The following is an 18,193-nucleotide window of genomic DNA, read 5'->3' as shown; positions in this document are numbered from 1 at the left end:
GAAGGGGTTCAAAAAACGCAAAGACGTTTTTTCGCTCCCCTACTCCATAGATTAAGGATACCTACCATGGATTACGCTACGGCGATTGGTGGCGTTGCTATGTTTACCGTGATCATCATGGGTCTTGTTGCCATTATTTTGGCAGCGCGCTCAAGATTGGTCAGTTCAGGCGATGTTACTATCCATATCAACGATAATCCCGATAATGACGTCGTGACACCCGCGGGCGGAAAACTGCTACAAACATTGGCAAGCGAAGGTATTTTCTTATCTTCGGCCTGTGGTGGCGGTGGTACCTGTGCGCAGTGTCGTTGCCGCGTTATCGAAGGGGGCGGCTCTATCCTGCCCACCGAAACTGGGTATTTTACCCAAGGCGAAATCCGTAACCACATGCGTCTTGCCTGTCAGGTTGCGGTAAAGCAAGACATGAAAATTGAGATTGACCCTGAGTTTTTTGATGTACAAAAGTGGGAATGTGAAGTTGTCTCGAACGATAACGTTGCCACCTTTATTAAAGAATTGGTGCTTAAAATTCCAGAAGGCGAGGAAGTCAATTTCCGTGCGGGTGGTTATGTACAGTTAGAAGCGCCGCCGCATGAAGTGCATTATAAAGACTTTGTGATTGACGAAGAATACCGCGAAGATTGGGAAAAGTTCGACATTTTCAAATATGTGTCGAAAGTTGATGAGCCAGTGATTCGTGCTTACTCAATGGCCAACTACCCAGACGAAAAAGGCATTATTAAGTTTAATATCCGTATCGCCAGTCCACCGCCACGCGGTCCTGACGGTATACCACCGGGCAAAATGTCCTCTTGGGTATTTAGCCTCGTCCCTGGCGATAAAGTGACGGTTTCTGGTCCTTATGGTGAGTTTTTTGCCAAAGACACCGAAGCTGAAATGATTTTCGTCGGTGGTGGTGCGGGTATGGCACCGATGCGCTCGCACATTTTCGATCAGCTCAAACGCTTAGATACCAAGCGTAAGATTAGCTTTTGGTATGGCGCGCGCTCGATTCGTGAGATGTTCTACGTTGAAGATTATGATCAACTAGAAGAAGAGTTTGATAACTTTGAGTGGCATGTGGCCTTGTCTGACCCTCTCCCTGAAGACAATTGGGAAGGTCCAACCGGCTTTATCCATAACGTGCTGCTTGAAAACTATCTTAAAGACCATCCAAACCCAGAAGACTGTGAATACTACATGTGCGGGCCACCGATGATGAACGCGGCGGTAATCGACATGCTACACAGCTTGGGCGTGGAAGATGAAAACATCATGCTTGATGATTTTGGTGGTTAAGCGAGTTATTTAAATCGGTTGATAACACCTATTTATTCAACAAGTATCGTTAAGCTAAAAATATATGATAAATTAAGAGTCTCAATGGAGGCTCTTTTTTTATGCGCTAAATAAACCATTTTCAATCAGAAAGGATTCTTATGAAAACCAAAGCGAAAGATTTGACCATTTGGATTACCGGCGCGTCTAGCGGTATCGGCGAAGCATTATCAATTGCCTTTGCCAAACGTGGTGCCAGCATTATTTTAAGTGGCCGTGATAAAGCTAAATTAGAGACAGTCAAAAATCGCTGCAAAAACAGCAAAAAGCATATCGTCGTTCCCTTTGATATCGCCGATGCCGCGCAAGCAAAAGAAGCCTATGAAACAATCAAGGCTAAAACTGAAAAAGTGGATTGGTTGATTAATAATGCGGGCATCAGTCAACGCGCGCTTATCATGGAAACGACCGAGGAAGTTGAACGTAAGCTGATGGAGATAGATTATTTCGCGCAAACGCGGCTGACCAGACTGGTATTGCCCGATATGATTGCGCAAGGTGGCGGCAAAATTGTCATGATATCGAGCGTGGCAGGTTTACTGGGTACCCAATATCGCGGCGCTTATGGTGCTGCCAAAGCCGCTATCCATATGTGGGCAAACAGCTTGCGCGCAGAATTGCATGACCAAGGCATCGAGGTCGCGACCATATTCCCAGGGTTTATTCAAACCAATATTTCTATCAATGCCTTGACTGGTGATGGTAGTGCGCAAGGGACAATGGATGACGCCACCAATAAGGGTCTTACTGCGACCGCCTTTGCCAAGCAAGTCGTCAAAGCCCTGACTAAGGGTGAAGAATATGTCATCGTTGCTGGCAGTAAAGAAAAGCTTGCCACTAGAGTCAATCGTTTATCGCCGCCGAAGCTATATAAGCTTATTCGTGAGTCACAGGTTAAATAAAAACAGGCAGGTTCAATCGTATCTTCTCGAGTCGTAGTTATTTAAGTCGTACGTTAGTCGTAAATTGGCCTTATCGGTAACAAGGGGTGTAAAATAGGCGACGCTTAGCTTGCTTAGTTCATTACTTGCAAACTATCGCCCCCACTCACCCCTTCGCTTTATCAAGCTGTGATGACTTATATGACAAATTTAACCACGTTTTCTGCCGCTAACAAACCCCTAAAACCCGCCTCTTTAACCATCATTGCTATCAGCTCTGTACTCATGCTTAGCGCCTGCCAGCAAAAGCCTGATTACAACAATCTTAGCGGCGAGACCATGGGCACCAGCTACCACATCAGTTATCAATTACCCAAAGGCGCTGATGAAGCTGCCATACAAGCAGCAATCGATAAGCGCTTGCAAGATATAAACGACAGCATGTCGACCTATCAAGCCGACTCTACTATTTCTAAATTTAACCAATTAGGCAAAGATACGCCGATTGCTATCGACGCCGATTTTAGCCATGTGTTGCAAGCCTCAAGGCAAGTTTATGAGCTATCGGGCGGCGCTTTTGACCCAACGGTAATGCCTTTGATAGAAACTTGGGGCTTTGGCAGTACCATGACGGTTGAGCGCTTACAAAGTCCGCCAAGCGCGCTTGAGATTGCGCAAGCGAAAGCCTTGGTCGATTTTGACAGTGTCATTCAAAAAGATGACAGCATTTATAAAACCAAAGACGGCGTTGGCCTTGATTTTTCGGCGGTGGCTAAAGGTTATGGCGTCGACGTCATTGCCGATGTGCTTAAGAACACTTATCAAATTCGCAACTATATGGTTGAGATTGGCGGCGAAGTGGCGACTTCAGGCGTTAGCGCCCAGCAGCAGCCGTGGCAAATCGCTATTGATGCACCCATTGAGGGCAGTACGGTAAGTACTCGGCAAGCAATGGCGATGATTCGCCAGCCTATCAATAATGGCGCTAGCATGGCGCTTGCTACTTCTGGCAACTATCGCAACTCCGTTGTTTTCGATGGTAAGCACTATAGCCATACTATTGCCCCAACCACAGGTGAGCCAATCGTAGGCGGTGCGCCATCAGTAACGGTCGCTGCAGAAACGGTGGCGCTGGCAGATGCGTGGGCAACGGCTTTGACCGCCATGCCTTATGGAAAAGCGCTGGCTACGGCGAAAGAGCACAATATCGCAGCTTTATTTGTCATTTTGGCAAAAGGTGTTGTAGCAGACACGGCGACCGACAGCGTTGATGATTGGCAAGTGGTCGAAACGCCGGCGATGAAAACCTTACGCGCCGATAAAAAGTCTTAGTATCAAACATCTAGACTGTAATAACCTGCTAAGCACAAACGGGCGAGGCAAATTTTTGCTATACTATAAGTAAGTCATTGCTTAGATGGCTGCTTCATATTTTAAACGAGAGGTTATCTCTATGCTTAACCAATTGCTTCCCATGCTTGCTGTTACCTTTACCGTCTTTATGCTGTTTTTTATCTTTATGGGCATCGGTTATATGGTCAAAAAAAAGCCGCTTAGAGGCTCGTGCGGTGGTGTGGCAAAATTGATGGGTGATGAGTTTTGCTCATTTTGTGGTAACGACCCCAATAAATGCGAATCGCTGGTTGACCAGCAGCAAGAAACCGCGCTAAAGGCTGCGCAATTAGGCAAGTCGGTATAAACCTGCTATTTGTTACCATACGTTGGTAGTATTTAGCCGCCCTCTATTCTTATAATAGCGTCGAGTCCTTTGCAATTAACCTTGCAAACTAACGGTGACTGACGCTATTTTTGCTTTAGCGTTTATATAAAAGCCTTTTTATCATAAGCGCTATCAGCAAAGCCAAAACTTCACTATTCATATACTAACTTTACCCTGATAAATGGGGTAGCAAGTTCATATGACTTGCTTTCTGCAAGTGTTTTTATACTCTATATTCTAATATGTGGTCTTGAGCGCCGTCTTATAGACGGGCTTTGGGGTTATTTATAAGTGCTGCTGCGTCAGTGCTTATAAATGACGTGTCCTTTTTTTAATAGTCGTGCTGCTATGTCTACCTCTCCTAATTTGCAATCTGATATACCGTCCCAGTCTCAACCAGATGCGCCAGCAAACCTAAAGCTGCCCTCATCGCGCTTTATTTTTTGGCTGGTGCTATGTGCTATGGTTTTATTGGCGTCCAATATGCGCGCGCCGATTGTGGCGCTGGGTTCTATTGCGCCGGTAGTGCAAGGGGCGCTTGATATCTCCGAAACCCAAATTGGTTGGCTTGGTGCAGTGCCGATGCTGACCTTTGCGCTTGGGGCTTTTATTTCGCCTACGATTGGGAAGCGTTTTGGCCTTGAAAATACGCTGATCACGATGATTGCGTTATTAACCGCAGGTATGGTTATTCGTAGCGTCATTCCGACTTGGATTGGCTTTTTAAGCGGCACGTTATTGCTAACATTGGCAATTGGCTTTGCCAATACCCTTGCTGCCCCTGTCATCAAACAGCGCACACCGAACCATATTCCTCTGATTACCGGTTTATTTAGTCTCACCATGACAGTGTCGGCTGGGATTGTCGCAGGCGTGGTTTTGCCGTTATCTGAGCAATTTGGCTGGCAATGGGCGCTAGGTGGCTGGTCGATTTTAGGCTTGTTTGCCTTAATCATTTGGGTAGTGCTACGGCTGCGTTTGGGTTCATCAAATCATCAGCCCATCAAACCGCTTGCGGCAGGCGAGAAAGCGCCATCGCACATTTCGATGTGGCGCACGCCGTTTGCTTGGCAAATTGCGGTATTTATGGGCTTACAGTCCTTGCTTTTTTATACCGTTGCCAGTTTCTTACCGTCGATATGGCTAAGTAAAGGGTTGTCAGCGGTGAGCGCGGGGCAAATGGCTTCCGTCTTTCAATTTATGGCACCGGTCGCTATTTTAAGCTTAACGTGGCTCGTCAACCGCGGCCGTCCTATACAAGCGCTGGCCATCTTTGCGGCAACGCTAAACGTGCTCGGCGTCTTGGGTCTCACTTATCTGTCTGCCGATTATGCTTGGCTATGGTCAGGACTAATGGGCATGGGCTGCTCGGCGATTTTCACTTTAAGTATGATGCTGTTTTCGATGCGTACTTATACCGCCAATCAAGCAAGCGAGCTGTCGGGCATGGCGCAAGCCATTGGTTATCTGATTGCGTTTTTTGGTCCACTTGGCACCGGTTGGTTGCACGAAGCAACGGACAACTGGGATTTGCCGTTATTTATTATGCTGGTATTGATGATTATCAACGTGGGGTTTGCTTGGCTGGTTAGCCGCCCGCTAATGGTCGATGGTAAAAAGATTTAATTTTTATCTTCAATCAATTAACCTTCGGCGTCAATCAATTAACTTTTGTACCATATTGCAGCTTACCTGATTCTGCTAGACTGACTTTATTGTATTTAGGACAGCAGAATCATGATAAACATACCCTCTCGCCTACCGCAGCGTTTGCTTACGGTCGCCGCCTTGAGCCTCGCAATCGCTATTAGCGGTTGTCAACAGCAGCCTGACACTAAAACGGCTGATAACACTCAAAATAATAATCCGGCCGTCAATACGACAATGGCTGAACCTCAAACACCAGAATCTACTCCATCTAAGCATTCAGCTGAGCAGCAAGCACCTTTAACCATCTTGGCATTGGGTGACTCGTTGACTGAAGGGCTTGGCGTTGATAATAATGCCAATTACCCCGCGCAGCTAGAAGCTCGCTTACAAGAGCTTGGCTACAAGGATGTCAAAGTAATCAATTCAGGATTAAGTGGCGAAACCAGTACTGGATTGGTCAATCGACTGGATTGGGTTTTACAAACCAAACCTGATATTACTATTTTGACCATCGGTGCCAATGATGCCATCCGCGGTATTGATGTGGCAACGGTCGAAGCCAATATTCGCACCGCTATTAAACGCCTTCAAGATGGCGGTAGCGAAGTCATTTTGGGCGGTATGCAGATTTATGACAATCTTGGCGCTGACTACGTCGAATCGTTTGCTGCGATATATCCAAGGGTGGCAAAAGATATGAATGTGACGCTGATTCCATTCTTTTTAGAGGGGGTGGGCGGTGATGCTAAACTCAACCAAGCCGATGCCATTCATCCAACAAAGGAAGGCTATACTATAATCGTTAACGACAATATTTTGCCAATTCTGCAACCTGAAATCGAAAAGCTAGAAGCAGCCTATACCGATACGGCAACGAAACCTAGCACGCCTACTGAGACTAGCCAATGACCGCTACAGCCAATAACAAAGCGCTACTTACTGCCTCCAAGCTGAATAAAACCGTTCAAGTCGGTGAGCAATCATTATCCATCATTAAAGACGTCGATATCCATGTCGATGCGGGCGAGTTTGTGGTCATCATGGGTAAATCCGGCTCGGGCAAATCGACTTTGCTCGGACTACTGGCAGCGTTAGATTATCCTGATAGTGGAAGCGTTGAATTGGCAGGGCAAACCTTAAGTGCGCTTGATGAAGATGCTTTAGCCGTTATTCGTCAACGCGAGATGGGATTTGTTTTTCAGTCATTTCATCTATTACCGACATTAACCGTCGCTGAAAATATTGCCTTTCCGCTTGATATCGCCCGCCGTCCGAATAAAGCACGCGTCAATGAGTTGATTGCGGCGGTTGATTTAGGGCATCGGCGTGATAGCTTGCCCAACCAATTATCAGGCGGTGAGCAGCAACGAACAGCAGTTGCCCGTGCATTGGTATCGCAGCCAAAAATCGTCTTTGCCGATGAACCAACCGGTAACTTAGATGAACAAAATGCCAAGCAAGTGATGCAGCTGTTATTAGATTTACGCCAGCAAGTTGGCTCTGCACTGGTGGTCGTCACCCACGATGCCGCACTAGCGGAGATGGCAGATCGTGTCATTACCATGCATGACGGTATGATAGATGGATCAAAAATCAATGGATAACATGGATAATGAGTCGAATGATTCGCGTGGCATCATAAGCCAACTATTTAATCGTCTATTAATTTCAAAAAACTTGGGCGCGCAAGCCTTAAGTCGTAGCTGGTGGCAGCGCTGGATATACCCCGTCTTATTCTTAATCACGCTAGTTCTTTCGCTTGCCACTTACCTGACTTTAGATTCTATCCAGCAATCGGTTGATACTTATATCAATGATAATCAGCGCGCGCTCGTTGGCGGTGATTTGATTTTAAACAGTAAGCAAGATTGGCCAAGCGAGATATTAGCACAAGTAGAGACGGTCGCTGATACGCAAATCGTTTATGACTATCAGTTTAGTGCGATGGTGGTGACCGATGAGCAAACTTTACTTGCCAGCGTTAAAGCGGTTTCGCCAGCTTATCCATTATATGGAGAAGCTGAGCTTGCTTCGGGGCAACCATTATGGCAGCAATTAAGCGCTGCTAATGTCGTCGTCGCGCCCGAAGTACTGAACAGCTTAAACGCCAGTGTCGGTGACCAAATCACCATTGGTGATGCTGAGTTTATTATTAGCGACGTGCTGACCAAAGAGCCTGACCGTCCACTGACTGCCTTTGGTTTTGGTGGGCGGGTTTTAATGCATCAGGATGCGCTCGCGGCGACCAATTTATTAGGACAGCGTAGCCGTATTAACTATCGTATTGAGTTGGCCGGCGCGCCTGAATTAATGGCCGTGCAGCGAGATAAGCTGACGCAAATACTCAATAATTATCCTGATATTGAGCTCTCTGATGCAGAGTCGGCAGATACCTCTGTCTCGCGTATCTCTGACAACGTTTTGATGTTTTTAAAGCTGCTCGTGATTGCCGTGCTTTTATTGTCGGCTGTGGCGATGTATGGCGTCATCACCGCTTTCGTGACCAAGCAGCAGTCTAGTAATGCCATTCGCTTGGCATTAGGTGAGCCGCTTAAATCCTTAAAACGCAGCTACTATCAGCTATTGATTGTTACTACTATCATCGCCTGTGTGGCCGCGGTTATCGTGAGTTTTGGCTTACTTAAAGTCGGCCAGCCGTATCTCATTGCTATCTTGCCAGCGGATGTTGGTTTAGCTATTAACCCGATTAGCGCCATTAAAACCATTATTATCGCGCTAGTGCTGACCTTGCTTATCGCTCAGCGTGGTTTAAGCACGTTAAGTAGCACCAAGCCTGCGACTTTGCTTAATCAAGGTGCAAGCACAAACTCGCAAAATCTGCCTTGGTATCGGAGTCTGCCGTTACTTTGGTATGGATTGATGCTAGTTGGTCTCTATGTGTTTTTCGCTTATGAAGTCAATTCTCTGTTACTAGGTGCGCAGCTGTTAATAGGCTTAACTGCCTTCGTAGCGATATTTTGGCTATTGGCTCGCGGTTGGTTATGGCTGCTGACTAAGTTTGCCAAGCATTCTAATATCAGCTGGATGCAGCGTATTGCTATCCATAACCTTGCCCGTAAAGGCAATCAGTCAGCATTATTTTTTGTCACTTTATCGCTGTCAGTGGCGGTTTTAACTTTGATTACCACGCTCAATCATAGTATCAATGCCCAGTTTATTAATGCCTATCCTGAAGATGCGCCCAATTTATTTTTACTCGATATTCAAAGCGACCAGCATGACGAGATTAATAATATTATTGCTGCCCCTGTCAGCTATTATCCTGTCATTCGTGCGCGTGTCGTAACGGCTAATAATATACCCGTACAAGATATCGAACCTACTGACGGCTTCGATGACCCTGCGCGTGTGTTTAATTTAAGCTACGCCGATACGGTGATGGATACCGAATTCATCACTGATGCTGTAGAAAACGACAAGCTTTATGCGCCTATTGAGACTGCAGATAACGACTCAGCACAAACCGTTGCGCCATTATCAATTTTGGATACTGCTGCCAGCTTGCTAAATGTCGGCATGGGTGATCAGGTGCGTTTTAATATCCAAGGGATTGAAATCGTCGGGCAAATTACCAGTATCCGCTCGCGCTATGAGAAAGGACCCAGTCCCTATTTTTACTTTTTATTTGAGCCTGAAGTGTTAGCAGCTGCGCCGCAAATCCAATTTGCTACCGCCCACGTCGCAGCAGAAGAGATTCCAAAGCTCCAAGGTCAGTTAGTACGCGAGTTTCCTGCGGTAACGACCATCGACGGCACAGCAATCGCGCAGCAAGTCCAAGAGTTAGTGGTGCAAATGAGCCGTTTGGTTTATGTCTTCACCTTACTGGCATTATTGACGGGTATCATGGTTTTGATTAGCTCGCTACTCTCTACCTCGCAAGACCGCATGAAAGACAGCGCCTCATTCAGGCTGCTCGGTATGCAAAAGCGCGACCTCTATATGCTCAATATCTTAGAGCTTGGCATACTTGGTATTAGCGCTGCCTTATTTGCCGTGATTATCGCTAATATCGGTGCTTGGGCCGCTATTACCCAATGGTTTAATCTGCGCTTTAGCGTGCCGTGGACAAGCTTGGCTATTGGCGGTGTGGCGTTAATTGGTTTGCTATTTACTATTGCCGTTATTTATGTGCGTTTGGTGATTGGACGCGGGATTATGGCAAGGGTAAGGGCGATGATTTAGTTGTAGCTAATCCTGCTTTTGCTGCTATCTGAATTTATTAATTTTAATAAAAAAAAGAACCTCAACATGAGGTTCTTTTTTTTTATTAAATATTTAGTCTGATGTCTCTAAATCTTGTTCAGATTCTACATCTACCTGTAGTCCTTGACGGCTAAGTTGCTCTCTCAGTGACTCCAGTATATTGCTAGATATATGATTAGACAATGCTTCTGAATTCTTATAGACATTTTCTATATCTCCTTCAGTCTCATTATATCTTAAGCTATTTTTTAATTTACCTAAACTATTATTTTCGGTAAAAGAACTAAAGTTTAGCATACATTACTCCTTATTATAGTAGTTAGAAAAAAAATGTTGATTGAGATCCTTCTCAAAATAATGCTTCCTATTTTTCCAAATAAAGCCATCACCTTTACTAATAATAGCTACATCTATTGGGCCCCCAACATTTTCTTCGTTTGATGAAGTACGCTTTTTTAGAAATGTTAAGTAAATTAAGCTTTCAGCCATTTCTGCTAAATCTTCTTTAGATAAAATCTCTACGGTGTTAATTGTAGGTATAATTTGCCACCTTTGCTTAGCATCTATAATATCTTGTCTGAAGATATCCTTAAGAATATCTATATCAATATTAAGGATATCTTCCTTAGTCTTATTATCCTCAACAGCATTGGCTAGCATTAAATTATAACGTTTCATCACTTTTACAAACGCATCTTCAAATACTTGTTCTATATTTGGATCAATTCCTTCGATAAACATATGCATTACATCTTTTTGCGCAAAAGGTATAATAGCGCCTCTATTTTCTTCACATATTTGAGTCACTTGATTATCAGCATATCGAAGCTTCCCATCTAATACACAGTCTATATCAATAGAGCATAATGAAGGATAGATCTCAGAATCACCAAATCCAGCAAACACAATTCCAGTTGAACGAACTATAAAATTATTCCGAGTCAAATATTCAAACGTTATCTGTAATAGCTCTTCTTTTAACTCTGGAAAGGCATCTAAATCAATAAAGCTTTCGCCTACACAATTTTTAAACGCTTTACAAATGTCTTGCTGATATTTAGTACTAAATTCTTGAAACTCATAACCCTCAAACTCCTTTATCTTTTCTGGATTAGAAAAAAAATTATCTTTAATCTTCTTAATTTCCTCTGTTATAAGCTCGGCGTGCTTCTTAGTTAGATCTTTTCCTTCTAAGAGATCTAATTCGTTTCTTACTTCTATGTCTCTTGACAAGTTTTCATTAACTATTGATGTTACAAAAGACAAAATACTATTCATTATTGAAGGCAAATAGCTACTTTCCTTCTCAATAAAAGAAAAATGACTACTATTAACCATAAACCTTAAGAAATCATCACGATAATCGCTAACTGCTTTAAAACTTTCGTCTCCAATATGCTTTCTATACAACTTTATAATTAATTCCCAAGGCACTTGCATGAAGTCAGCAGAACTATAAACCATAATACCAATCGGATGATACTTAGATAGCATAAACAGCTTGTTTGCTGTGTTATAAATCTTACTTGAACTATAACCTCCTACCCCATTAGTAACTGTAACAGCACTATCTGCAGCTAAGGCAAGTCCTGTTTTATTCATAATAGCAACAACAGCTGTCATAGATATAATGCCTTTTAAATACAGAAGAAAGAAATACAGTTCAAACGATTACAATGAATGTATACATTCATTGTAATCGTTTGAACTGTATTTTAGCAAAATAAATTGTATCTTTTTTATTTGTTTGATATTTAGTAGTGGACTTTAGATATAAACTATGCTGATTTAGAAATAGTCGCCTTAAGACGCGGTTTAGCCCTGATTGCAGCGGTAGCTTTTTGGGCTGTGGCGCTTACAGCACCTTACACAGGAGTGGTCGCTCGGACGTTGGAACGCTACTGTGCCTAGGTGCTGTGCGCCGCAGACTGCCAACTACAAGCGTAAAGCAGGATTAGCTCCAAAACCCCAATTTCTAAAACCGCAAACCAAAACGCACACTATGGATATAGTGGGCGTTTTTTACTTACCGCACAATTATATAAACCAATATCAGCCGCGCAGATTACTTATTTTATACTTTTCATTTGCTATACTAACCCAACTTTATCGATTAAATTCCTTCTTACAACATCCTCTAAAACAGTACGGTAGCCTTATGAAATTCTCAAAGTTCGGTCAAAAATTTACCCAGCCAACTGGCATCTCACAATTGATGGATGATTTGGGTGATGCGCTAAAAAGCGATCAGCCGATCAATATGCTGGGTGGTGGTAATCCTGCCAAGATTAATGCGGTTAATGAGCTGTTTTTAGAGACTTATAAGGCCCTTGGTAATGATAACGATACTGATGAGGCCAATAGTAGCGCGATTATTAGTATGGCAAATTACTCTAATCCGCAAGGTGACGCTGCCTTTATCGATGCGTTGGTTGGCTTCTTTAATCGTCATTATGATTGGAATTTGAGCGCAGAAAATATCGCTTTGACCAATGGCTCACAGAATGCTTTTTTCTATTTGTTTAATTTATTTGGTGGTGCGTTCGTTGACGAACAGAGCAAATTGGTAGATAAATCTATTTTGCTACCATTAACCCCTGAGTATATTGGCTATAGCGATGTGCATGTCGAAGGTCAGCATTTTGCCGCCGTATTACCGCATATCGATGAAGTCACTCATGATGGCGAAGCAGGGTTTTTTAAATATCGCGTCGATTTTGACGCGTTAGAAAACTTGCCAGCGTTAAAAGAAGGACGTATCGGTACGATTTGCTGTTCGCGTCCGACCAATCCAACGGGCAATGTGTTGACCGATGAGGAAATGGCGCATTTATCCGAGCTTGCCAAACGTTATGATATACCGCTAATCATCGATAACGCCTACGGTATGCCCTTCCCGAATATCATCTACTCTGACGCACATTTGAACTGGGATAATAATACGATTTTGTGCTTTAGCCTGTCTAAAATTGGCTTGCCCGGTATGCGTACGGGTATTATCGTTGCCGATGCGAAAGTCATCGAAGCGGTCAGCGCGATGAATGCGGTGGTCAATTTGGCTCCGACACGTTTTGGGGCAGCGATTGCGACGCCATTGGTGAACGATGACCGTATCAAGCAGTTAGCGGATAATGAGATTAAACCCTTTTATCAGAAGCAAGCGACATTAGCGGTCAAGCTGTTAAAAGAAGCGTTGGGTGATTATCCATTGATGATTCATAAGCCGGAGGGCGCGATATTTTTATGGTTATGGTTTAAAGACTTGCCGATTAGCACCACTGAGCTGTATGAGATTCTCAAAGACAAAGGCACGATTATCGTACCAAGTGAGTATTTCTTCCCGAGTGTCGATGTGAGCGATTATCAGCATGCCCATGAATGTATTCGTATGAGTATCGCAGCCGATGAGCAAACGCTGATTGATGGTATTCGAGTGATTGGTGAAGTGGTGCGTGAGCTTTATGATAAGGCTAACAGTCAGAACGACTAAATCTTTTATTATAAAAATATTGAACCATAAAAACAAAAAACGGACTGATTAATAGTCCGTTTTTTTGTGCTATGACTGAATCCAAACGGTTTAGCTAAGCTCCTTTAATAAAGCTTCAGCACTCATCTTACCAAAGTCATTGGCCGCCAAGGGTCCATCGCCTGAGATTAGCTTTCTATCTTGATGTGTCTGCCCCGTCGCCAATTTATTATCAATGGTAACGCCCAACACCTTAAGCTTTTCGCCAAAATACCAAGGCATCGTACCGGGCAAATAACCAATTTTTGGCATTTGCTTGTCCATAGCTGTCGGGAACGCTACCATTTTATAACCTTTAAAAATAAAGTCATGATTGGCATTATTGTCTTTATCGGCGCTATTAGTATTGTCAGCGCTATCAGGCTTATCAGAGCGATCAGGACTTGCTAAATTGGCTGCCAATAAAGCCGCTGGTCCATGACAAATCGCTAAGGTAAATAAATCCTTGTCATAACCCCAACGTAGCAACTCGCCAAGGTTATAATCTTCAGGCAAGCCCAGCATTGCCCCATGCCCACCGGGGATAAAGATTGCTGCGTAATCCTCGCTATTTTCCATATCATTTTTGACAAAATCGGCGATACTTTTTGGACTGTTAAGCTTAGATTCATATTCAGCGTAGATTTTTTTGACGTCGTCATCGTCCTCTGGCATTGCCCACTGCTCGACTTTTACAGCCTCCCCGGTTGGGGTAAAAACATCTACCGTAAACCCTGCTTTTTTAAAATGCAGCAACGGCACCATCATCTCAACCGGATGATTGCCAGTCTTAAACTTCTTATCATTTGCCATGGTCATGTACTGCCGCTCGGTGCAGACCATCAGGATTTTTTTGTTGCCCCGATATGGCGCTTCGTACTCGCTATGATCGTAGTTGGTTTTGTTAGGCGCTGCCAATTTAAGCGAAGCTTTAGAAGGGGTATAAGCGCCATCTTCGGCTTCTTGCGGCTCTAAACCTAAGGTGTCTTTGGCTTTGTCTACTATGTCACTGATATTAAGGTCTGAGATATTCATAACTTTTCCTATTTTATTATTGCTTATATTAGATTGATAATTAGGAAAGATAGAATAATTGCCTGTCGCTACCTTTCTGATTGTAAGGTAGCAAACTCATAACACATTAAATAGACCAGAGTTTTTTGACTTTCGTAAGCTTTGTAAATGGTGAGTTGCTCAGCTTTGGCGTTTTAAAAAAGCATCAGAGTAAAAACTCTTAAAGTAAAAAGCGCAAAACAATGAGATTATAAACAATAAAAAACGGACTTAGCGATAGTCCGTTTTTTTCTGCTGTTTAATCATAGGTTTGACGGTATTGATTGACTGAAATGTCTTTGTCCATACGGTCAGGCCGTAGATTATGTAAGAAAGCAGACAGGTATTCACGATATCATGGATACTGGCTTTTATTTCTACCGCTTTTAACCCTACCACACCCAATTCGGTAATCGTCTGGCGATTGTCCAAATATTCACCCAATAGAGCGATGGCGGTCACCAAAATCAAAGCGACAAAGGCTCTAACGCTGTATTTTTTAAAAATTGGACGCAGCAAAAGTAAACTTAATAGGTAGACGCCAATGCCCACATAGATATGTAAGGCGTCTTTGTCTAAGCCAGTAGCATCGACGACACCGTTTTTAAAGAGATAAAAATCCACGATTTTATTCCGCGTAAAAGAGGTAAAAAGTAACTGAGTATAAATGAAAAACAGCCAATTATACATTGAGAATAAAAAAGGTAGATTAAGCATTTGCTAATCTACCTTCTTATTGAAGAAATATTTAAAGTATAGTTGTTAAATATCCCAATCGACAAAATTTTTTAATAGCTGCAGACCCGCGGTGTGGCTTTTTTCTGGATGGAACTGGGTCGCAAATAAATTATCTTGCAAAATACTGGCACAAAACGGCTGACCGTAATCACAAACGGCCGCCACTTGTGCATCGTCGCTAGGCGCGCAGTAATAGCTATGTACAAAGTAAAAATGCGCATTGTCTTCGATGCCATTCCACAGCGGATGAGCAAAATCCATGCCGCTGATGGTATTCCAGCCCATGTGCGGCACCTTAATGGTTGCCCCTTGCTCATCTTTCCAAGTAGGGTCAAACGCTTCTACGCTGCCATCTAGGATGCCCAAGCATGTTGTACCACCATTCTCAGCGGACTGTTCAAACAACGCTTGCATGCCCACACAGATGGCCATAACAGGCTTATTAAATATCGCCTGACGTATGACCTCATCAATCCCTGCCTCATGCATGCCAGCAATACAATCACGCATCGCACCGACACCTGGGAAGAAAATTTTATCAGCCGCCGCGACCACTTTTGGGTCATTGGTAATAGAAACCTCTGCCCCGACCGCTGCTAACGCCTTGCTGGCCGAGTGCAAATTACCCATGCCATAATCTAATAATGCAATCTTTGTGGTTCGACTCATCTAAAAAGCCTCTTTGGTCGATGGCAAGGTATTCAGCGCACGCTCATCATATTCGCAAGCCATACGTAGCGCACGAGCAAACGCCTTAAAGGTAGATTCAATTTGGTGATGGCTGTTTTTACCTTTGAGGTTATCTAAATGCACCGTCATCCATGAATGATTGACGAAGCCGTAGAAAAATTCGCTAAACAAATCGACATCGAAGTTACCAACATGCGAGCGGGTAAACGGAATGTCCATATGAAGTCCTGGACGACCAGACAAATCAACCACCGCGCGCGTCAGTGACTCATCGAGTGGCGCATAAAAATGCCCGTAACGACGGATGCCTTTTTTATCGCCCAATGCTTTATTGAACGCTTGTCCAAGCGTGATACCCGTATCTTCAACACTGTGGTGATCATCGATAAAGGTATCGCCAGTACATTTGATATCTAAGTCAAACAGACCATGACGCTTGATTTGGTCAATCATATGGTCTAGAAATGGTACGCCAGTATCGACAGTGCCTTGACCGGTACCATCAAGGTTTACCGTACAAGTGACTTGCGTTTCAGCAGTATTACGCGTAACGGTCGCCGTACGTGCGGCATGACCGAAAAGATTTTGAGCAGAATTTTGATTTTGTTCGGTAGAATTGGCTGTCATGGCTACTCTCTATAAATGAAAAGCGGTCAATAAAATAGGGCGAAAAAGCGCCCAAAGCATTCTTACTAGCGTTTAAAACAATGAATAAAAATATAGAAGATTAAGCTAAAAATAGGTTCAATATTTGCTTAAATAAATTATTTAAAAAGGTATAAATATTAGGTTTTTGGCGTATAAACCCTTGTCTATCTTCATCATAGCAAACCCTAGCATTTACTGCCACGACCAAGCAGTAATCCACGCACAAAATCGCCCTATTCTGCTAAAATAGTGCGTTCAGTATTATCAATCATCACCCGCGCTGATCCCTCAACGCTACATTCGATGTTACGACGCGGTAAACACTTATAGGAACCGATTATGCCTTTAGAAGCGATCGCCATCAATAGCTTAGATGCGCCCCTAATTAAAAACCCTGCCCGCGAGAACGAGTTATCAGAGCGTCTGCATGCCTTATATGACAGCGATGACAATCAGCCAAGTGGCGCAGAGGTATTAAACCTCGTTGAGCAAGGTTTTAAGCGTGGTCAGACTTTGTATGTCGGCATGTTTAATGATAAGCCTATCGCCGCGGTTGCTTGCTTTGATGACGGGCAAACCGATGCCAAGCGCTTGCAATATCTTACTGTTCATAGCCAAAATCGTGGGCGCGCTATCGATGCGAAATTTATCAAACTGGTTTATGATGCTGAAGTGAAAAAAGGCGTGCGCGAGTTTGTCCCTGTTGACGCTGACATTCACCGTATTATGAGCGAGTATGAGCTCCTGCGCGTTAAGGACTAAATACGAGGTTAAAAGCTTAGTTTTGGCTGATATTCGATTATTTATAGGCTTTTCTCACTTATTATGCAAAAATCACTTGACAGTAACGCCTATATTTAGTTTAATAGCGCCTCAACGAAGACGGCTCGATAGCTCAGTCGGTAGAGCAACGGATTGAAAATCCGTGTGTCGGCAGTTCGAACCTGCCTCGAGCCACCATTCGTTTAAGCATTCCAAAAAGCCCCAAACATTACTGTTTGGGGCTTTTTTTATGGTTAAAATTTAATAAAAATTATAAGGATAGCTATCTACTACAACTGATAGTCGCACTAATTCATAACACTTTTAGGCTGTTTTTAAAGGATAAACTCTCTCTATACTAAAACGATTAATGCAAAGTAAAAGGGTAAAACTATGAGAGAGTTTGATTATGATTTGGATTATAAAAACCTAGACTTGCGCGCGCACCCTGAGCTATATCGCGTCGGTCGCGGTGAGCAAGGCGTGCTATTGGTCGAACCTTATAAGTCGGAAATATTGCCGCATTGGCGCTTTGCAACCCCTGATATGGCAAAGGAAAGCAGCGAAACCATTTATCAAATGTTCTTAGATTATCTCGCTGCCGATGACTTCGTCGGTGCCGATATGGCACGTAAATTTATTCAAATGGGCTATACCCGCGCCCGCCGCTACGCCAACCACAAAGGTGGCAAGAAATACAAAGGACCCGTCCCTGACGATAAAAAGGGTCAAAGCGGCGCCCATGGCCGTGAAGAGCTACCACGGCAGGTTGAAGACCCTATCAAAGCAGAGTCAGCGCGTATTTTTAAGCAAACTTGGGATAAATGCCGCGAAAACGCAGACTATCTTAGAATGAAATCCGAACATCGCGCACGCTATAAAGACGTTAAATAATCGGTTATAAAAATGATAACCATGAATCACAATGACCTCAGGCGCTTGATTGTGCTACGCTTTATCCTAAATTAATAATAAGAG

The 18,193-nt window shown here is 43.6% G+C and carries 17 protein-coding genes and 1 tRNA gene; 12 read left to right on the top strand and 6 right to left on the bottom strand.

All coding sequences use genetic code 11. From position 1 onward, the window contains the following. Positions 1-66 precede the first annotated feature (66 nt). The 8 genes from nqrF (at position 67) to B3R91_RS08885 (ending at position 9,795) form a co-directional block, all read left to right on the top strand. Complete coding sequence (gene nqrF / locus B3R91_RS08920; RefSeq protein WP_144297945.1) at positions 67-1,302, top strand: NADH:ubiquinone reductase (Na(+)-transporting) subunit F; 1,236 nt, start codon at positions 67-69, stop codon at positions 1,300-1,302. A 140-nt stretch (positions 1,303-1,442) separates the two neighbouring features. After that, positions 1,443-2,243: an SDR family NAD(P)-dependent oxidoreductase gene (locus B3R91_RS08915; protein WP_286797278.1), complete on the top strand. Its 801-nt coding sequence runs from the start codon at positions 1,443-1,445 to the stop codon at positions 2,241-2,243. A gap of 180 nt (positions 2,244-2,423) precedes the next feature. Further along, complete coding sequence (locus tag B3R91_RS08910; protein ID WP_286797277.1) at positions 2,424-3,554, top strand: FAD:protein FMN transferase; 1,131 nt, start codon at positions 2,424-2,426, stop codon at positions 3,552-3,554. Positions 3,555-3,675: 121 nt separating this feature from the next. Further along, complete coding sequence (gene nqrM, locus B3R91_RS08905) at positions 3,676-3,921, top strand: (Na+)-NQR maturation NqrM (RefSeq protein ID WP_068404374.1); 246 nt, start codon at positions 3,676-3,678, stop codon at positions 3,919-3,921. Between the two features lie 336 nt (positions 3,922-4,257). Further along, the gene (locus tag B3R91_RS08900; protein ID WP_414707540.1) at positions 4,258-5,568 is read left to right on the top strand and encodes a CynX/NimT family MFS transporter; all 1,311 of its coding nucleotides are present in this window, start codon (positions 4,258-4,260) and stop codon (positions 5,566-5,568) included. A gap of 111 nt (positions 5,569-5,679) precedes the next feature. Next, positions 5,680-6,501: an arylesterase gene (locus tag B3R91_RS08895; RefSeq protein WP_286797275.1), complete on the top strand. Its 822-nt coding sequence runs from the start codon at positions 5,680-5,682 to the stop codon at positions 6,499-6,501. Next, positions 6,498-7,196 (top strand): ABC transporter ATP-binding protein, encoded by a 699-nt coding sequence (locus B3R91_RS08890; RefSeq protein WP_286797274.1) that lies wholly within the window; start codon positions 6,498-6,500, stop codon positions 7,194-7,196. The genes B3R91_RS08895 and B3R91_RS08890 overlap by 4 nt, the downstream gene beginning before the upstream one ends. Further along, a complete protein-coding gene (locus B3R91_RS08885) occupies positions 7,174-9,795 on the top strand; it encodes an ABC transporter permease (RefSeq protein ID WP_286797273.1) in 2,622 nt (873 codons plus the stop codon). The genes B3R91_RS08890 and B3R91_RS08885 overlap by 23 nt, the downstream gene beginning before the upstream one ends. A 93-nt stretch (positions 9,796-9,888) precedes the next feature. Here the strand turns inward: B3R91_RS08885 and B3R91_RS08880 are convergent, their stop codons facing one another. After that, positions 9,889-10,113, bottom strand: a complete 225-nt coding sequence (locus tag B3R91_RS08880; RefSeq protein WP_286797272.1) for a hypothetical protein — start codon at positions 10,111-10,113, stop codon at positions 9,889-9,891. Between the two features lie 3 nt (positions 10,114-10,116). Continuing rightward, on the bottom strand, positions 10,117-11,439 hold the full coding sequence (locus tag B3R91_RS08875) for a hypothetical protein (RefSeq protein ID WP_286797271.1): 1,323 nt from the start codon (positions 11,437-11,439) through the stop codon (positions 10,117-10,119). 535 nt (positions 11,440-11,974) lie between these two features. Here B3R91_RS08875 and B3R91_RS08870 point away from each other — a divergent pair. Next, positions 11,975-13,306: a valine--pyruvate transaminase gene (locus B3R91_RS08870; protein WP_286797270.1), complete on the top strand. Its 1,332-nt coding sequence runs from the start codon at positions 11,975-11,977 to the stop codon at positions 13,304-13,306. A 90-nt stretch (positions 13,307-13,396) separates the two neighbouring features. Here B3R91_RS08870 and B3R91_RS08865 read toward each other — a convergent pair whose 3' ends face one another. The 4 genes from B3R91_RS08865 to hisB all read right to left on the bottom strand — a co-directional run bounded on the left by B3R91_RS08865 (position 13,397) and on the right by hisB (position 16,432). Beyond that, on the bottom strand, positions 13,397-14,359 hold the full coding sequence (locus B3R91_RS08865) for a DJ-1/PfpI family protein (protein WP_286797269.1): 963 nt from the start codon (positions 14,357-14,359) through the stop codon (positions 13,397-13,399). Positions 14,360-14,608: 249 nt separating this feature from the next. Then, complete coding sequence (locus tag B3R91_RS08860; RefSeq protein WP_286797268.1) at positions 14,609-15,001, bottom strand: hypothetical protein; 393 nt, start codon at positions 14,999-15,001, stop codon at positions 14,609-14,611. Between the two features lie 138 nt (positions 15,002-15,139). Beyond that, positions 15,140-15,784 (bottom strand): imidazole glycerol phosphate synthase subunit HisH, encoded by a 645-nt coding sequence (hisH, locus tag B3R91_RS08855; RefSeq protein ID WP_286797267.1) that lies wholly within the window; start codon positions 15,782-15,784, stop codon positions 15,140-15,142. After that, positions 15,785-16,432 carry an imidazoleglycerol-phosphate dehydratase HisB gene (hisB, locus tag B3R91_RS08850; protein WP_068404355.1) on the bottom strand — a complete coding sequence of 216 codons (648 nt, stop codon included), beginning with the start codon at positions 16,430-16,432 and terminating at the stop codon, positions 15,785-15,787. It lies immediately after the preceding gene. A 360-nt stretch (positions 16,433-16,792) separates the two neighbouring features. Here hisB and B3R91_RS08845 point away from each other — a divergent pair, with 360 nt between their 5' ends. The 3 genes from B3R91_RS08845 (at position 16,793) to B3R91_RS08835 (ending at position 18,109) form a co-directional block, all read left to right on the top strand. Continuing rightward, positions 16,793-17,215 (top strand): hypothetical protein, encoded by a 423-nt coding sequence (locus B3R91_RS08845; protein WP_144298073.1) that lies wholly within the window; start codon positions 16,793-16,795, stop codon positions 17,213-17,215. 122 nt (positions 17,216-17,337) lie between these two features. Next, positions 17,338-17,413, top strand: a tRNA-Phe gene (locus tag B3R91_RS08840). 195 nt (positions 17,414-17,608) lie between these two features. Then, positions 17,609-18,109, top strand: coding sequence for a DUF4385 domain-containing protein (locus B3R91_RS08835; RefSeq protein WP_286797266.1), 501 nt, complete (start codon positions 17,609-17,611; stop codon positions 18,107-18,109). Positions 18,110-18,193: the final 84 nt, after the last annotated feature.

This window comes from Psychrobacter sp. UBA6291, from assembly GCF_002439405.1.
GTDB lineage: Bacteria > Pseudomonadota > Gammaproteobacteria > Pseudomonadales > Moraxellaceae > Psychrobacter > Psychrobacter faecalis.
Note: the sequence above shows the minus strand (reverse complement) of the source record. Positions and strands in the feature narration are given on the sequence as shown.

What these genes read in the sequence shown, in the direction of transcription:
- hisB (WP_068404355.1), bottom strand. Translation starts at nt 16,432, where the DNA reads ATGACAGCCAATTCTACCGAACAAAATCAAAATTCTGCTCAAAATCTT.
- B3R91_RS08895 (WP_286797275.1), top strand. Translation starts at nt 5,680, where the DNA reads ATGATAAACATACCCTCTCGCCTACCGCAGCGTTTGCTTACGGTCGCC.
- B3R91_RS08900 (WP_414707540.1), top strand. Translation starts at nt 4,258, where the DNA reads ATGACGTGTCCTTTTTTTAATAGTCGTGCTGCTATGTCTACCTCTCCT.
- nqrF (WP_144297945.1), top strand. Translation starts at nt 67, where the DNA reads ATGGATTACGCTACGGCGATTGGTGGCGTTGCTATGTTTACCGTGATC.
- B3R91_RS08890 (WP_286797274.1), top strand. Translation starts at nt 6,498, where the DNA reads ATGACCGCTACAGCCAATAACAAAGCGCTACTTACTGCCTCCAAGCTG.
- hisH (WP_286797267.1), bottom strand. Translation starts at nt 15,784, where the DNA reads ATGAGTCGAACCACAAAGATTGCATTATTAGATTATGGCATGGGTAAT.
- B3R91_RS08875 (WP_286797271.1), bottom strand. Translation starts at nt 11,439, where the DNA reads ATGACAGCTGTTGTTGCTATTATGAATAAAACAGGACTTGCCTTAGCT.
- B3R91_RS08835 (WP_286797266.1), top strand. Translation starts at nt 17,609, where the DNA reads ATGAGAGAGTTTGATTATGATTTGGATTATAAAAACCTAGACTTGCGC.
- B3R91_RS08845 (WP_144298073.1), top strand. Translation starts at nt 16,793, where the DNA reads ATGCCTTTAGAAGCGATCGCCATCAATAGCTTAGATGCGCCCCTAATT.
- B3R91_RS08915 (WP_286797278.1), top strand. Translation starts at nt 1,443, where the DNA reads ATGAAAACCAAAGCGAAAGATTTGACCATTTGGATTACCGGCGCGTCT.
- nqrM (WP_068404374.1), top strand. Translation starts at nt 3,676, where the DNA reads ATGCTTAACCAATTGCTTCCCATGCTTGCTGTTACCTTTACCGTCTTT.
- B3R91_RS08870 (WP_286797270.1), top strand. Translation starts at nt 11,975, where the DNA reads ATGAAATTCTCAAAGTTCGGTCAAAAATTTACCCAGCCAACTGGCATC.
- B3R91_RS08885 (WP_286797273.1), top strand. Translation starts at nt 7,174, where the DNA reads ATGGATCAAAAATCAATGGATAACATGGATAATGAGTCGAATGATTCG.
- B3R91_RS08910 (WP_286797277.1), top strand. Translation starts at nt 2,424, where the DNA reads ATGACAAATTTAACCACGTTTTCTGCCGCTAACAAACCCCTAAAACCC.
- B3R91_RS08880 (WP_286797272.1), bottom strand. Translation starts at nt 10,113, where the DNA reads ATGCTAAACTTTAGTTCTTTTACCGAAAATAATAGTTTAGGTAAATTA.
- B3R91_RS08865 (WP_286797269.1), bottom strand. Translation starts at nt 14,359, where the DNA reads ATGAATATCTCAGACCTTAATATCAGTGACATAGTAGACAAAGCCAAA.